Raw genomic sequence first — 16,298 nt, forward strand, 5'->3', positions numbered from 1 at the left:
TGAAAATGGGGTCACTCGGCGAAATCGCCCTCGAGGTGGCGGGCCATCGCATATTGCGCGACCCCGGCCGCGGCGGCGAAGGGCAGGATGCTCAGCAGCGCCCAGCGCAGGCTCTCGTCGCCATGCACCGCCTTCAGCGCGTCGCTGACCATGCCCACGAACAGCGGCCCGAGCCCCAGCCCGACGATGTTGAACATCAGCAGCAGCAGGGCCACCGATGTCGCGCGCGAACCCGGCGGGGTCAGGTTCTGGACCAGCGCCAGCGCGGGCGCCACATAGACGGTGCAGGCCGCCATCGGCAGCAGCATCAGCGCCAGCGACAGCCGCCAGTCGTCGACCAGCAGCGCCGCCGCCAGCGTCGGGACGAGGATCAGCGTCGCGAGCGCCGGGATCGTGCCATAGGCCCGCGTCGAGCGGCGCGCGAAGCGGCTGACCAGCCAGCCGCCGCCGAGGATGCCGATGCCGAAGGTGAGTCCCGCGGCGCTCGCATACCAGGTCGCCATCGCCTCGAGCGGCATCTTCTGCGTCCGCATCAGGAAGGCGGGAATCCAGTTGAGCATGCCATAGCTGACGAAGGCGGCGAGCCCGCTGCCGACCAGCACCATCCGCAGCGAGGGGCGGCGGACGAAGGCGGCGAAGCATTGGGCGAAGGTCGGGCTGGCGTCGGTGGCCGTCCCGGCGTCCGCCGGCACGCGCGCCGGCGCGTCCATCTGCCCGCGCGGCGGCTCGCGCACCAGCCAGACGAGCAGCGGGGCGACGACGAGCCCGACGAGCCCGACCGCGAAAAAGGCCTGGCGCCAGCCGATGTGCGCGGCTGCCCACGCGCCGAAGGCCGTGCCGAGAAAGACCCCGAACGGCCCGTTGAGGGTGAAGAGACCCGACACGAACGGCCGCTGCGCCGGCGGATAATAGTCGGCGAGCACCGACAGCGACGGCGCGGTCCCGCCCGCCTCTCCGGTGCCGACGCCGAAGCGCATCACCGCGAGTTGCCAGAAATTCGACACCATGCCGCACGCGGCGGTGAAGACGCTCCATATCACGCAGGCGATGCCGACCAGCTTCACGCGGTTCCAGCGGTCGGCGATCATCGCCACCGGCACGCCCATCGCGGCATAGAAGAGCGCGAAGGCAAGGCCGGTGAGCAGCCCGAACTGGGTGTCGCTGAACTGCATCTCGGCGCGGATCGGCTCGACGAGCACAGAGAGGAGCTGGCGGTCGAGGAAGTTGATCGTCCCGACGAGGAACAGCATCGCGAGCGCGACGGTTCGGCGAAGGCCGAGGCCGCGATCGGGCGGCGCGGCGCCTGCTTCCAGCGCGGTGGCTTGCGTCATGGCTCTCCCCGAAACGTGATTCTTGCTTCGCCGGAATGCTTAGGTATTTAAGTTTATCTGTCAACGCGCTTTACGGTCGACCGGGCGCGGCAGCGGGAGAGATAGCATGGACATCAAGGGAAAACGCGCGATCGTCACCGGGGCGGCGTCGGGCATCGGCCGCGCGACCGCTCTGATGCTCGCCGGGCGCGATGCGGCGGAGATCGCGCTCGTCGATATCGACGGCGCGGGGCTGGAGGACAGCACGCGGCAGGTCGCGGCGCTGGGCGCGCACGCGATTTCGCATCGACTCGACCTTGCCGACCTCGCGGCGGTCGAGGCGTGGTTCGGTGCGCAGGGCGATGCCGACATCCTGCACAACAATGCCGGGGTCGTGTCGGGCCCCGACGCCTTTCCCGAAATGCCCGTCGACCGGATCGGCTGGATCGTCGACGTCAACCTGACCTCGCTGGTCGTCGCGACGCAGATCGCGGCGCGGGCGATGCGGGCGCGCGGCGGCGGCGTGATCGTCAACACCGTGTCGACCGTCGCGCTCGGCTCCGGCTTTCGCGATGCGATGTATGCGACGACCAAGGCGGGGGCGATGATGTTCACGCGCTGCTGCGCGGCGCTGAAGGCCGACTGGAACGTCCGCGTCATGGGGGTGCTCCCCGGTCTCACCGACACGCCGATCCTCCACACGACCGGCGGCGACCGCGCCGCCGACTGGATGGCCCCGATCCTCGCCAACAACGAACGCTGCCAGCCCGAAGACATCGCCGCGGCGGTGATCGACCTGATCGAGGACGACGGTCTTGCCGGCGGCGACTGGGTCGCGGTGCGGCGCGAGCAGGGCGTCGTCACGCGGCAGTGGGGACACGACACGCCGGCGGCATAGAGTGTCTTCACCGCCCGCCGACTCCGAAAATACGGCAAGACGACAATCCGGAGCGCCGGTTTTGATCCAATCAAAACCGAACACTCTATAGAAAACGGCCCCCTCCGTCGACGCGGAGGGGGCCGCCTTCACCCCAGGGACTGCCCCCTGTTTTAGAATTTCACCCCGGCCTCGATCGCGATGTTGCGCGGCGGTTCGACGAACAGGATCGAACGTTCCGAGGTGGTGATCGGGACCGGCAGGCGGAAGGCGCTGCCGGTGGTCAGCTTGTCGGTCAGGTTCTTGCCGACCAGCGCGATGTGCCAGCTGTCGTCCTGCGGCGCGAACTGCAGGCGCAGGTCGAGCTTCGCATAGCCGCCCTGATAGCCATAGAGCGGGCTCTGGTCGTCGGAGTCGAAGAAGCCCGAGCGGCCGCCGAGCACCGCCGTGCCGTCGAGCTTGTAGTCGCTGACGTCGACGCGGCCGTGGACCGCGACGTTGCCGGTGAACTTCGAAGTATAGGGCAGGCGGCGCCCGCTGAGATCGCAGATCGGGCCCGTCATGCCGGCCAGGCAGGGGGCGTCCGGATAGCGATCATATTTGATGTCCTGATAGGCGGCCGACGCCGTGATGTCGAAATAGCGGCTCGGCGCGATGCGCAGCGAGGCCTCGACGCCCTTCGCCGTCGCCGATGCCGCGTTCTTGGTGATGTAGGACGAGGAATCGGGGTCGTAGCCTGAGGTCTGGAGGTTGGTGAACTTGGTGTCGTAGACCGACAGGTTCAGCGTCGCGCGGCCGTCCCACAGCGTCGACTTGATGCCCGCCTCCCAGTTGCGCGAGCGTTCGGGCTTGTAGACGAAGGTCGCGTCGGTGGTGCCGAAGGTGTTCGACACGAAGCCGCCCGACTTCGACCCGCGACCGTAGACCGCATAGACCATCAGGTCGCGCGACAGGTCGTACTGGACCGTGATCGACGGATCGGTCAGGCCTTCGCTGATCGAACCGCTGGCCGTGGTCAGCGGCCGGAACATCTGGCCGTCGAGCAGCTTGCCGCTGAACGTCCCGTCCTTGTGCGTGTTGGTGTAGCGCAGGCTGCCGATGATTCGCACGCCTTCGACCGGGCGCACGGTCGCCTGGCCGAACACTGACAGGGTGCGCGATTTCTGGTGGAAATAGAGCTGGTTCAGCGAGACCAGATTATAGGCACGCAGGTCGTAGTAGAGAAAGGGGTCCACATTGTAGCGCGCGGTGTCGTAATAGGCGCCCACGACATATTCGAGCGCGCCGCCGGTCGGCGACAGCAGGCGGAGTTCCTGCGAGAACTGGTGGAAATTCTCGGGATATTTGTTGGCGACCGAATTTTCGACGACCGGACCAGCGGGCGTCTGCTGGTCGAAATAGTTGGTGACGTCGCCGTTGAACCACGAATAGCCGGTGATCGAGGTCAGCGTGTGGTCGCCGACCTTGAGATTGGCGATGACCGAACCGAGCACCGAGCGGTTGCTGTAACCTTCCCGGCCGAGCGGATATTCCTCGGTGTAGCGCTCGAGCTTTGGGCGCTGCCTGGTGTTGACGGGACTCGACACGCCGAGCCCGCCGATGCGGTCGTAGTTCGATATTTCGAGCTTCGCCGACATGTCGAAGCTGTCGCTGGGTTCCCACAGCGCGCTGACGCGGAACAGCTGCAGCTTGTTGCGCGGGTCGTCGCGGCCCGTGGCGAGATTCTTGATATAGCCTTCCTGATTCTGGAGCCGCGTCGCGACGCGCAGGCTCAGCGTGTCGCTGACCGGGCCGGAGACATAGCCGGTCAGGTCATAGCCTTCGAGGTCGAAATTATAGGTGCCGGTGACGCCGCCCTCGAACGAAGAGGTCGGACCGGCGCTGACGACGCTGACCGCGCCCGCCGGCGTGTTCTTGCCATAGAGCGCGCCCTGCGGGCCGCGCATCACCTCGACGCGCGCGACGTCGAAGAAGGGATTGAGCGCCTGGCGCATCTTGCCCGCATAGACGCCGTCCATATAGACGCTGACCGCCTGGTCGAACGAGAAATTCTGCGGCGGCGAGCCGAAGCCGCGGATATAGATGGTGTCGTTGCCGTTTGTCTGCTGCACGAAGACGTTGGGGACGTAATTCTGCACCGCCTTGAAATCGACGGCGGCAAAGTCGGCGATGCGTTCGCCGCTGACCACTTCCATCGAGATCGGCACATCCTGCAGATTCTGCGCGCGCTTCTGCGCGGTGACGATGATCTCGCTGCCGGTCGCGGCGGTATCGGCGGCATCCGCGGCCTGCGCCATCGCCGGTGCCGCGCCCGCGGTCATCGCGGCCAGGGCCACGCCGGATAGCAGAATCGGATGAAGAAACTTCATATGCACCCTCCCTTTTCGTTGTTCCGGCATCCCGATAGCCTTCGGGGTCCGTCAATCTGATTGACCCTTAGTATACTAATGGTTTTATACTGTCCATAGCTTTGGCAGGAGGATTCAGCATGACGCAGCAGGATAAGGCGCCGGTTCCGGCGGGACTCGAAAGCCGTCACCTGTGCACGGTGGAGTTCGATGTCGGCGGCGGCATCATCGCGATCGGGGCGTCGCCCTTTGGCGAGCAGCGCGTCGGCTATGTCACCGGCGGCCGCATCCTGGGGCCGCGAATCACCGGCGAAGTGCTGCCGGGCGGCGGCAACTGGCCGCGCTCGGGCCGGATCGGCGACGCGGCGGTGGGCACCTTCGACGCGCGCGCGGTGTGGAAGACGGACGAGGGCGACCTCATCTACCTGACCTATACGGGACGCAGCCTGATCCCCGACGACGTCCGGGCGCTGTTCGCCGACCCCGGCAAACCGCCGGTCGATCCGTCGCGCTATTATCTGCGTATCGCCGCGGTGTTCGAGACGGCGAGCGAGACCTACGGCTGGCTCAACGGCACCCTCGCGGTCGGGGTGGGCGAGGTCACCGGCTTCGGCGTGCGGCACGTCTTCTACGAGATCGGATGACGGTTCCGTCGTTCCGGCGCGTGAGGATTTTGAATGGACCCGCTTGCGTCATTGCGAGCGGAGCGAAGCAATCCAGGGCGGCATAAGTCCACTCTGGATTGCCGCGCGGCTCCGCCGCTCGCAATGACGGGTCGTTTGGGGGCGCCTTATCCCTCGCTCAATTCGCGATGACGATGCGCCAGCGTCCTACCCCTCGCGCCCCAGCCAGCGTTCGAGCACCGCGTCGGTGTCCTGTCCGACCGCGACCGGGGCGGGGCGGCGGATACCGCCCGGCGTCGCCGACAGCTTCGGAAAGACGCCCTGCATGGTGACGGTTCCGAACTCGGCGTCGGGCACCGTGACCAGCGCCTCGCGCGCGGCGAAATGCGGGTCGGCCATCATTTCTTCGGCGTCGTAGATGCGCCCGGCGGGGACGCTCGACTCGATCATCTTCGCTTCGAGTTCGGCGACGGTCAGCGTCGCGGTCCATTCGGCGATCAGCGCGTCGAGTTCCTCCTGATGCGCGCCGCGCGCGAGATGGGTCGCATAGCGCGGGTCGGCCGCAAGTTCGGGCCGCCCCATCGCCGCGGCGAGGCGCGCGAAGATGGCGTCGCCGTTGGCGCCGATCAGATATTCGCCGTCGCGGCACGGATAGACGTTCGACGGCGCGATCCCCGGCAGGGTCGATCCGGTGCGCCGGCGCCGGGTGCCGCTGACCGAATAGTCGGACACGGTCGATTCCATCACCTGCAGCACGGCTTCGTAGAGCGCCGAATCGACGATCTGGCCCTCGCCCGTCCGTTCGCGGTGGTGAAGCGCAGCGAGCGCTCCCATGCAGCCGTAGGTCGCGGCGAGGGTGTCGCCGATCGAGACGCCCATGCGCGCGGGCGGCCGGTCGGGATAGCCGACGATGGCGCGCCACCCGCCCATCGCCTCGCCGATGCCGCCGAAGCCGGCGCGCGCCGCATAAGGGCCGGTCTGGCCATAGCCCGACACGCGCACGACGATCAGCCGCGGGTTGGCGGCGCGCAGGTCGGCGGGGTCGAGATTCCATTTCTCGAGCGTGCCGGGCTTGAAATTCTCGATCAATATGTCGGCGCGGGCGGTCAGGTCGCGCGCCAGCTGCTGCCCCTCGTCCGACCGCAGGTCGCAGGCGACCGAATATTTGTTGCGTGCGATCACCCGCCACCAGCTCGGCTTGTCGCCCTGGCCCCAGTGGCGCATCGGGTCGCCGGTCCCGGGGGGTTCGAGCTTGACGATCTCGGCCCCCATGTCGCCGAGCAGCTGGCCGCAGAAGGGACCCGCGATCAGCTGTCCCATCTCGACGACGCGAATGCCGTCGAGCGGCCCCTTGCTCTTCCCCGTTGCAGTCATGATCTTCCTTTCGGCATCGATGTCGCTTCATGATAGGACGCCGGACGCGATCCGTCGTCCCCCCTTGGCCTCGATATACTTAGAGTGCTATGTATTTTTCAACCGCCAATGGGATGGCGAATGCGGAAAGGGCAGACGATGACGGGGTTTCGCAAGGTCGAGATGGTCGAGGTCGGGCCGCGCGACGGGCTGCAGAACGAGGCGGCGGTGGTCGCGACCGCCGACAAGGCCGAACTCGTCCGCCGCGCGCTGGCCTATGGGGTGCGGCGCATCGAGGTGACGAGCTTCGTCAACCCGAAGAAGGTGCCGCAGCTCGCCGACGCCGAGGAACTGGTGGCGCTGCTCCCCGACCGCGACGACGTCACCTACATCGGGTTGGTGCTCAACCGGCGCGGCGCCGAGCGCGCGCTGGCGACCGGGCGGATCGACGAGCTGGGCGCGGTGTGCGTGACGAGCGATACGTTCGGAATCCGCAACCAGGGACAGAGTTCGGCCGAATCGCTGGCGGCGGCGGCCGAGATCGTCGGGCTGGCGAAAGCGGCGGGGCGCGGCGGCCAGATCACCATCGCGACCGCCTTCGGCTGCCCGTTCGAGGGCGAGATCGCCGCGGCGCGCGTCGTCGAGATGGCGAAGCGCGCCGCCGACGCGGCGCCGCGCGAGGTCGCGCTCGCCGACACGATCGGCGTCGGCGTCCCGGCGCAGGTCGCCGAACTGGTGGGCCGGGTGCGCGAGGCGATCGCGCCGCTGCCGGTGCGCGTGCATTTCCACAATACGCGGGGATCGGGGCTCGCCAATGTCTGGGCGGCGGTCGGCGAGGGCGCGGCGAGCGTCGACGCGGCGCTCGGCGGCCTCGGCGGCTGCCCCTTCGCGCCGGGCGCGGCGGGCAATGTCGCGACCGAGGATGTCGCCTATATGCTCGAACGCAGCGGCGTCGCGACCGGGCTCGCGCTGCCGGGAGCGGTCGAGGCGGCGGGCTGGTTCACCGGCGTGATGGGCCGGCCGCTGCCCGCGATGGTCAGCAAGGCGCCTGTCTTTCCGCCCCCCGCCGCCTGAGCGCGGCGCGCGCTAGGACGGATCGACCTTGACGGTCCAGCCGCCGCGGCGCGACCGCTGGGGCGGCGCGAAGCGTGCCGATGCGCCGAGCCGGTCGCTGAGCGCCTCCAGCCGCTCGGCGATCGACCGCGCCGACGCGGCGGATGCCAGCCGCGGGCTGCCCCGCACGCGCCGCCCCGCGTGGACGAGCCCGTGGGCGTCGAGCTGGACCGGGACCAGCCGCGTCGCCGCGACCCGGCCGCCGACAAGGTCGAGTTCGGCGATCGCCGATTGCCACGCCTCGGGACCATAGGCGCCGTCGGGCTTTTCGGACTGGAATATGAAGGACGACAGTCCGTGGAACAGCGGCACGCCGCGATGAAATTCCATGCCTTGCAGTTCGGGAACGCCGTGCGCGACGAAGGTCGCGGCGCCCGCGTCGACGGCGCGCCGCGCCAGATCGCGCTGCCACGCCGGCGTGTCCGACTTGCGCGGCTCCCAATAATGATTGTGAAGATAGGCGATCACCGTCGCGCCGCCGCTCGCGGCGAAGCGGATGGCGCCGAGATAGCGTTCGACGTCGGCCGCGAACAGCGCCCCGCCTAGTTCGCGCCGCAACTCGTTGACGCCCGGCCGCGTCGCGGTCGCCGCGGCGCCGTCGCGGATCGCGCCCGCCGCCGCCGCGACCAGCGCGACCCGCCCCGCGACGCCCGGCGCGCTGGCCTGCGCCAGGTCGCGGCCCGTCCCGGCAAAGGCCAGCCCGCGCGCCCGCAACGCCTCGATCGTCGACACGATGCCGCCGGTGTCGAGGTCCCAGGCATGGTTGTTCGATGTCGCGACGATATTGACGCCGATCGCCTGCAGGCAGTCGATCACCTCCGGTTCGGCGACATGGAGCACCTCGCTGTCCGCCGGGCGCGTCGACCGGCCGGCCAGCGGTCCGCCGATCACCGTTTCGAGGTCGGTGAAGACCAAATCGCGTCCCGCCAGTATCCGCCGGAATTCGCCCAGGCCCCGCCAGCCGATCCGACGCAGATCGGTCTTGATCAGCGATTGGCCGAGCAGACTGATGCGCAGCGGGCGACGCCCGGCTCCCGCCACGACCGGCAGGAATATCAGGGGAAAACCTGCCTTCAGCAGCCGCCGCCGCGTTGGCGTATCGAAACCGGTCGACCCCATGACTCGTCCCCCTTTGATATCAGCCATACAAAGATTGTTTGGATCGGGGCAATCTCATGCACTTTCGTTATGACTGCATCCGCGAGTGTCATAATATTTTTCGCCGCCGCGCTTCCTCCTAAGCCGATGCACGAATCACAAACCTGGGGGACATCATGATCATCGCATCCGCTCGCTTCGCTCGGCGCCGTCATCTGGCCAAACTGGCCGCCGCCGCTGGAATCAGCCTCGGCGCCCTGGCCTGGCCGACGCTCGCGCAGGCGCAGGCATCGGGCGATGAAGCCGCCACGGCATCGGGCGGCGGCGACATCATCGTCACCGGGTCGCGCATCGGGCGCAAGGATGCCGATTCGGTCGGGCCGATCCTGACGCTGACGTCGGAGGACATCATCAAGTCGGGCACCTCGTCGATCGGCGACCTGCTCCAGAAGCTGCCGTCGGCGGGGGTCAGCCTCAATTCGAACGGCACGCAGGGCACCTCCTACGGCGCAAGCTCGATCAACCTGCGCTATCTGGGCGGCGCGGAGGGCAGCGGCAATCGCGTCCTCGTGCTCGTCGACGGCCATCGCTGGGTCGACGGCGTCGGCCAGCGCGGCTTCCGCGACTTCGTCGATCTCAACACCATGCCGCAGGGGATGATCGACGGCATCGAGATATTGAAGGACGGCGCCTCGGCGATCTACGGCGCCGACGCGATCGCGGGCGTCGTCAACATCAAGACGGTGCAGCCGTTCGACGGGTTGCGCGGGTCGGTCCGCGCCGGAATCACCAGCCATGGCGACGGCGCCGAACTGGGGGGCAAGCTGACGGTCGGCAAGACATGGGACCGCGCCTCGATCATCCTGTCGGGCAGCTATTCCCGGACGCGCGCGATCCGCACCGACGCGCGCAAGCTGACGACGCGGACGCTGGTGCCGCAGACCGCGGTCGGCAACAATCCCAACGGCCTGTTCATCCTGCCCGGTCTCGCGAACAACGGCTATTTCGGCACCGCGGCGGGATTCGCCAGCTCCGCCAATCCGATCGTGCTCAATCCGGGCGCGGCGATCGGCGCGGGCAATCTGGCCGACAATGCCTTTCACGTCGGCGCGCTGCCGGGCGACGCCTACAACACGCAGGCGCAGGGCATCTATTCGGCGGGGCCGTCGGAACGCTACGGCGTCTATGGCCGCTTCGACTATGAACTGGCCGACGACGTCACGATCCGGATCGACGGTGTCTACAACCGGCGCAAGTCGAACCAGCTTTTCTCGCCCGTCCTGCTCGACGTCGGCGGCACCGCGGGAACGGTGCGCGGCTTCGCGATCCCGAACAATCAGGCGTATAATCCCTTCGGCACCGCCAACGGCGTGCCGGCCGCCAATGCGCTCGCCTTCGGCGCCAACAGCGCGTGGCGTATCCGCAAGGTGATGACCGACGTCGGCAACCGTAACAATGTGCAGGATGTCGAGACGATTCGTCTGTCGGTCGGCGTCGACGGCAGCGTCGCGATCGGCGGCGGCGAATGGCGCTGGGACGTCTTCGGTTCCTATGCGAAGAACAGCATCCACACGATGGCGGAAAACGGCATCAACTACGATAATCTGTTCCTCGGCCTCGGCTCGCCAGCGACCTGCGCCGCGACGGCGGGCTGCGTGCCGATCAACCTCTTCGCCCCGATGACCGAGGCGCAGGCGGCCTATATCCGCTATACGACGCGCGAGTATAACCGCACCGAACTCTACAACGCCGCCTTCAACGTCACCGGCAACCTGTTCGACCTGCCCGCGGGGCCCGTCGCGCTCGCGGTCGGCTACGAATATCGCCAGAACCGCGGCTTCGACGCCCCCGACGCCTACGTCAACGCCGCGTCGCGTTTCCTGGCGTCGCAATATGCGACGACAACCTCGCAGACGCGCACCGCGACGGTCGGCAGCTATGACCTGCACGAGGCCTATGCCGAGCTCAACGTGCCGATCTTCCGCGACCAGCCCTTCGCCGAAAGCCTCGAACTGAGCCTGGCCGGCCGCTATTCGGACTATTCGACCGTCGGCAACAAGGTGACGCTGAAGGCCGGCGTCGGCTATCGTCCGATCGAGGACATATTGTTCCGCGGCACCTATTCGCAGGGCTTCCGCGCGCCGTCGATCCTCGAACTCTATCAGGGCGCGCGCCAGACGAGCTTCCAGGGCAACGATCCCTGCAACGGCGGCGCGGCGGCCAATCCGGGGCTGCCCGGCTGCGCGGGCGTGCCGGCGGGCTACAACCAGATCAACTATAATCTCAACGGCCTGATTCCCGGCGTGATCAGCGGCAACACCAGCCTGAAGCCCGAAACCGCCGATACGTTCAGCGCCGGGGTCGCCATCTCACCGCGCGGCGTGCGCGGGCTGTCGCTGACGGTCGATTACTACAAGATCAAGATCAAGGACGCGATCGCGTCGCAGACGCCGACCCAGATCATGCAGCTTTGCGCGGTGCGCGGCGGCGTCTTCTGCGACCTCGTCAGCCGCGACGCGGGAACCGGCGCGATCCTCGAACTGCTGCAGGGCGCGCAGAACCTCAACTCGATCACCACCGACGGGGTCGACGCGACGCTGCGCTACGATTTCAGCACGGGCATCGGGCGCATCTCGGCGGTGGTCGACGCCTCCTGGCTCCATTCGTTCAAGACGACCGCGCCCAATCCGGCGGGCGGCGCCCCGATCGTCGACGAACGCGCGGGGCGTGGCGATTCGCCGCGCGCGACCTATCCGCACTGGAAGGGACAGGCCTCGCTCGGCTGGACCGGCGACACTGCCGACGCGACGCTGCGCGCGCGCTACATCGGCCCGACCACCGACGTCGTGAACGCGGTCAAGGATGCGCGGACGCGGTCGATCGTCTACACCGACCTCGAAATCGGCTTCGCCATCGCCGACGACGCGGCGCGGTTCAGCCTGGGGGTCAACAACCTGTTCGACAAGGCGCCGCCGGCTTCCTACGCCAATGCACCGATCAACTACGACATCTATACCTATGACGCGCGTGGCCGCTTCCTCTACGCCAGCTTCTCGGTGAAGATGTGATCGGACGGCCGCGCCGGAACCCCGGCGCGGCCACCGGAACGGGATTGCGGGGCGGGTCGGCGATGCCAGCGAACAGCAAGACGCAGAAATGGCTCGACCGGGTCGAGCGCTGGGGCAATGCCCTTCCCGACCCGGTCTTCATCTTCCTCGGCCTGATGGCGCTGCTCGTCGCGGTGTCGGTCGCGGCGGCACAGCTGGGCTGGAGTGCGGTCCACCCGGTCACGGGCGCGACCCTGACCGCCAGCAGCCTGCTGTCGGCCGAAAATGTCCGCAAGCTGCTGACCCTGATGCCCGAGACGATGGCGGATTTCCCGCCGCTGGGGCTGATCCTGGTCGTCATGCTCGGCGCGGCGGTCGCCGAGCGGTCGGGGCTGTTCACCGCGCTGATGACGCGCGCGATGCGGGGCGTGTCGAACCGCTTCCTCAGCCCCGCCATCTTCCTGATCGGCCTGCTGTCGCATCAGGCGGCCGACGCCGCCTATGTCGTGCTGATCCCGCTCGCGGCGATCATCTTCGCGGCGGCGGGGCGGCATCCGTTCGCGGGCATCGCGATCGCCTATGCCGGCATTTCGGGCGCCTTCGCCGCCAATCTGCTGCCGGGACAATTCGACGTGCTGATGCTGGGGATCACCAAATCGGCGGCGGCGCTGCTGGGCCCGGCCCCGATGCTCAATCCGCTCGGCAACTGGTATTTCACCGCGGCGCTCGGCCTGATCCTGATCCCGATCACCTGGCTGGTGAACGACCGCATCGTCGAACCGCGGCTCGGCGTCTGGACCGATCCGCCGCCCGAAGGCGACATGGAGGATGCGGCCGACCCAGCGAGCCAGCGAAAGGGCCTGCGCCGCGCCGGGATCGCGGCGCTCGTCATCGCCCTTGCCTTCGCGGCGCTGGCGCTGTGGCCTGGCTATAGCCCACTGATCGATGCGGGCGCGACGGGGCCGGCGCGCCTCGAACCCTTCTATTCCTCGCTCGTCGCGGGCTTCATGCTGCTCTTTCTCGTCTGCGGCTGGATTTATGGCGCCGCGGTCGGCACGGTCCGCTCGCACCGCGACGTCGTGAAGATGATGACCGGCGGGCTGGCGACGATGACCCCGTTCCTCGTCATCGCCTTCTTCGCCGCCCATTTCATCGCGATGTTCGCCTGGTCGAACCTCGGCCCGGTGATGGCGATCAACGGCGCCGACTGGCTGCGCGCGCAGCAGCTCGCGACGCCTGTGATGCTGATCCTGCTGCTGCTGATGTCGTCGGTGTTCGACCTCGTCATCGGGTCGGCGTCGGCGAAGTGGAGCGCGATGGCACCGATCGTCGTGCCGATGCTGATGCTGCTCGGCGTCTCGCCCGAGATGACGACCGCGGCCTATCGGATGGGCGATTCGATCTTCAACATCGTCACCCCCGTCGCGTCGAACTTCGTGCTGGTGCTGGTCCTCGCCCAGCGCTGGCGCGCCGATTTCGGCGTCGGGTCGCTGATCGCGCTGATGCTGCCCTTCTCGATCGCCATCGGGCTGACAGGACTGTGTCTCGTCGGCCTGTGGACCGGCCTCGAACTGCCGGTCGGGCCGGGCGCTCCGGCCACTTATGCGATGCCGCTTCCGTGACCGGCGTCCTCATCCCGAACGTCATGGTGCCGATGCGCGACGGCGTCCGTCTCGCCACCGACGTCTATCTTCCCGATGGCGCGATCGACGCCCCGCTGCCGGTGCTGCTCGAACGCACCCCCTATGACAAGCGCGGCACCAACCATGCCGACTTCTCCGTCGCCGACGAAGTGCCGCTTTCGAAGCCGGAGATCGCGCGGATCTTCGCGGCGAACGGCTATGCCTTCGTGCTTCAGGACTGCCGCGGCCGCTATGCCTCCGAAGGCATGTTCCGCAAATATCTGTCGGAGGCGGAGGACGGCGCCGACACGCTCGCCTGGATCATGCGCCAACCGTGGTGCAACGGCCGGATCGGCACGCTCGGCCTGTCCTACAGCGCGCATGTCCAGGCGGCGCTTGCGACGCTCGACCCGCCCGGTCTCGCCGCGATGTTCCTCGATTCGGGCGGCTTTTCGAGCGCCTATCACAGCGGCATCCGTCAGGGCGGCGCCTATGAGCTCAAGCAGCTCACCTGGGCGCTGAAACACGCGCAGCTCGCGCCCGAGACGATGGCCGATCCCGCGCGCCGCGCGGCGCTCGAGGCCGTCGACATCCGCCGGTGGATCGGGGTCGAGAAATGGCGGCCCGGCCATTCGCCGATCAGCGCCGCCCCCGAATATGAGGATTTCATTCTCGAACAATGGAATGAGGAGGGGTTCTCCGACTTCTGGAAACAGCGCGGCATCTATGCCCGCGGCTGGTACGACGCCTTCGCCGACGTGCCGATGGTGCACATGTCGAGCTGGTACGATCCCTACGCGCTGACCGCGGTCGAGAATTTCGTCGGGCTGTCGCAGCGCAAGCGCGGCCTGGTGAAGCTGATCATGGGGCCGTGGACCCACGGCAAGCGCTCGCTCACCTGGTCCGGCGATGCCGATTTCGGCCCGCAATCGACGCTCGATCATCTGTTCGGCGACTATGTCGCGCTGCGCCGGCGCTGGTTCGACCGCCACCTGAAACGGGAGGGCGCCGATCCGCTGCCCGAACCCGTCTATCTGTTCACCATGGGCGGCGGGTCGGGGCGGCGGCTGCCGAGCGGGCGGCTCGACCACGGCGGGCGCTGGCGCACCGCGCCGGCATGGCCGCCGCCCGACATGGCGATGACGCCCTTCCACCTGCATCCCGACGGCGGCCTCCGCGCACAGCCTCCGGCCGAGCCGGGCCGCCGCAGCTTCGTCCACAATCCGCGTCATCCAGTGCCGACGATCGGCGGCGCCATCGCGTCGGGCGCGCCGGTGATGGAGGCGGGCGGCTACGATCAGCGCGAGGGTCCGGCCTTCTTCGGCGCCCGCGAACCATGGCGGCCGCTCGCCGAGCGGTCCGATCTGCTCGTCTTCGAAACCCCGGCGCTCGATACCGACGTCGAACTGACGGGACAGGCGGTCGCCGATCTGTTCGTGAGCTCGACCGCCGCCGACACCGACATTACGATCAAAATCGTTGATGTTTATCCGTCGAGCGCCGACTATCCGGACGGCTATGCGCTCAATATCGCGCACGGCATCTTGCGGATGCGGTTCCGGGATTCGTTCGAGGCGCCCGAACCGATGGAGCCCGGAAAGGTCTATCGCGTGCGGATCGCCTCTTTCCCGATGAGTAACCTGTTCGCGAAGGGGCATCGCATCCGCGTCGAGATCGCGGGCAGCAATTTCCCGCATTTCGACATCAACCCCAATGTCGACTGGCGCGTGCCCGGCCTGTCGCCGGTCGCGGCCGAAAACAGCGTGCATCTGGGGCCGCGCGCGGGATCGCGCCTCCTGCTGCCCGTCGTCCCTGCAAGGGCGGGCTGAGGGTGCGCAAGCCGCTGGCACCCGCGGGGGTCGAGCCCGACAAGGATGTCAGCTTCCGCGCGCTGCGCGTCTTTGCCGAGATCATGCGAACCGGTTCGGCGACCGCCGCCGGCAAGCGGCTTTCGCTGTCGCAGCCCGCGGTCAGCCGCCTGATCGCGCAGCTTGAGGCGCAGGTGGGCTTCGACCTCTTCTATCGCGACCGCGGCAAGCTGGTTCCCACCGCCGACGGCGTCAAGCTGCTGCAGGAGGTCGAACTGACGCTCGCCAGCCTCGACCGCTTCAACAGCCTGGTGCGCGACATCGCGGGCTATTCGGCCGGAACCGTTCGCATCGTCGCGCCGCCGAGCTTTGCCGAAGGGGTGCTGCCCGACATCGTCTCCCGCTTTCGCGAGCGCTTTCCGGGGGTCGAATTCAACATCGATTCGCGCAGCGTCGAAACCGCGCGGACGATGATCGCGATGCGCTACGTCGACTGTGGCTTCGTGAAGCTGCCGATCGACGAGAGCGACCTGGCGGTCGAGCGGATCGTGGCGAACGGTTCGGTGTGCGTGATGCGCCGCGATCATCCGCTGGCGGCGCTCGCCGCCGTCACGCCCGCCGACATCGGCCAGCATCCGCTGATCCTGCTCGGCGCCGGCCGCTATTGGCGCACGCAGGTCGATGCCGCCTTCGCGGCTTTCGGCCTGCGCCCGGTGGTCGCCATCGAAACGCACACCCACGGATCGGCGTGCGCGCTCGCGGCGCGCGGCAACGGCATGGCGATCCTGAACGCACTGCTCGTGAAGCCCTATCTGGACCCGGCGCTGGTAACGCGTCCGTTCGATCCGCCGATCACGCACGAATATGCCTTCGCCGTCTCGAACGTATCGCGCCCGTCGCGCCTGACCGAGGAGTTCCGGAAAGAGGTCCGCCGCTATTTCGACGCCCGCGCGTCGCAGCCCGCGGGCTGAACGCGGATCACCGACGGGCCACGGCTACGGACCTGGGCGGCCAGGTTACTGAGGCCCAGGATTTCTGAAACTGACGCCGAACTGACATGGACCGACGAGCAGATGTCAGTGGGACGGGTGCAATGGAC

Annotated in this window: 11 protein-coding genes; 7 read left to right on the plus strand and 4 right to left on the minus strand. The window is 67.9% G+C overall.

Annotation, left to right across the window (positions count from 1 at the left end; all coding sequences use genetic code 11):
• Window positions 1–11 precede the first annotated feature (11 nt).
• Window positions 12–1,331: a spinster family MFS transporter gene (locus AC2S9W_RS04820; RefSeq protein ID WP_076073476.1), complete on the minus strand. Its 1,320-nt coding sequence runs from the start codon at window positions 1,329–1,331 to the stop codon at window positions 12–14.
• A gap of 106 nt (window positions 1,332–1,437) precedes the next feature.
• Here AC2S9W_RS04820 and AC2S9W_RS04825 point away from each other — a divergent pair, with 106 nt between their 5' ends.
• Window positions 1,438–2,208 (plus strand): SDR family NAD(P)-dependent oxidoreductase, encoded by a 771-nt coding sequence (locus AC2S9W_RS04825; RefSeq protein ID WP_486571693.1) that lies wholly within the window; start codon window positions 1,438–1,440, stop codon window positions 2,206–2,208.
• Window positions 2,209–2,360: 152 nt separating this feature from the next.
• Here the strand turns inward: AC2S9W_RS04825 and AC2S9W_RS04830 are convergent, their stop codons facing one another.
• The gene (locus AC2S9W_RS04830) at window positions 2,361–4,556 is read right to left on the minus strand and encodes a TonB-dependent receptor (RefSeq protein WP_067106797.1); all 2,196 of its coding nucleotides are present in this window, start codon (window positions 4,554–4,556) and stop codon (window positions 2,361–2,363) included.
• A gap of 119 nt (window positions 4,557–4,675) precedes the next feature.
• Between AC2S9W_RS04830 and AC2S9W_RS04835 the strand changes: the two genes are divergently transcribed.
• Window positions 4,676–5,179, plus strand: coding sequence for a DUF3237 domain-containing protein (locus AC2S9W_RS04835; protein ID WP_212598171.1), 504 nt, complete (start codon window positions 4,676–4,678; stop codon window positions 5,177–5,179).
• Between the two features lie 186 nt (window positions 5,180–5,365).
• On the opposite strand, the gene AC2S9W_RS04840 is transcribed toward AC2S9W_RS04835, so the two are convergent.
• Window positions 5,366–6,532 carry a CaiB/BaiF CoA transferase family protein gene (locus tag AC2S9W_RS04840; RefSeq protein WP_486571694.1) on the minus strand — a complete coding sequence of 389 codons (1,167 nt, stop codon included), beginning with the start codon at window positions 6,530–6,532 and terminating at the stop codon, window positions 5,366–5,368.
• 138 nt (window positions 6,533–6,670) lie between these two features.
• Between AC2S9W_RS04840 and AC2S9W_RS04845 the strand changes: the two genes are divergently transcribed.
• Window positions 6,671–7,585: a hydroxymethylglutaryl-CoA lyase gene (locus AC2S9W_RS04845; RefSeq protein WP_076077438.1), complete on the plus strand. Its 915-nt coding sequence runs from the start codon at window positions 6,671–6,673 to the stop codon at window positions 7,583–7,585.
• A 12-nt stretch (window positions 7,586–7,597) separates the two neighbouring features.
• On the opposite strand, the gene AC2S9W_RS04850 is transcribed toward AC2S9W_RS04845, so the two are convergent.
• The gene (locus AC2S9W_RS04850; protein ID WP_158682365.1) at window positions 7,598–8,743 is read right to left on the minus strand and encodes a CapA family protein; all 1,146 of its coding nucleotides are present in this window, start codon (window positions 8,741–8,743) and stop codon (window positions 7,598–7,600) included.
• Window positions 8,744–8,898: 155 nt separating this feature from the next.
• Between AC2S9W_RS04850 and AC2S9W_RS04855 the strand changes: the two genes are divergently transcribed.
• The 4 genes from AC2S9W_RS04855 (at window position 8,899) to AC2S9W_RS04870 (ending at window position 16,170) form a co-directional block, all read left to right on the plus strand.
• Window positions 8,899–11,790, plus strand: coding sequence for a TonB-dependent receptor (locus tag AC2S9W_RS04855; RefSeq protein ID WP_076073481.1), 2,892 nt, complete (start codon window positions 8,899–8,901; stop codon window positions 11,788–11,790).
• A gap of 62 nt (window positions 11,791–11,852) precedes the next feature.
• Entirely contained in the window at window positions 11,853–13,391 is a 1,539-nt protein-coding gene (locus AC2S9W_RS04860) for an AbgT family transporter (protein ID WP_486571695.1), read from the plus strand.
• Window positions 13,388–15,220: a CocE/NonD family hydrolase gene (locus AC2S9W_RS04865; protein WP_199775035.1), complete on the plus strand. Its 1,833-nt coding sequence runs from the start codon at window positions 13,388–13,390 to the stop codon at window positions 15,218–15,220. Before AC2S9W_RS04860 ends, AC2S9W_RS04865 begins: the two co-directional genes overlap by 4 nt.
• 2 nt (window positions 15,221–15,222) lie before the next feature.
• On the plus strand, window positions 15,223–16,170 hold the full coding sequence (locus tag AC2S9W_RS04870; RefSeq protein ID WP_067106816.1) for a LysR family transcriptional regulator: 948 nt from the start codon (window positions 15,223–15,225) through the stop codon (window positions 16,168–16,170).
• Window positions 16,171–16,298: the final 128 nt, after the last annotated feature.

The sequence above is a fragment of the Sphingopyxis sp. 550B genome (assembly GCF_057401805.1).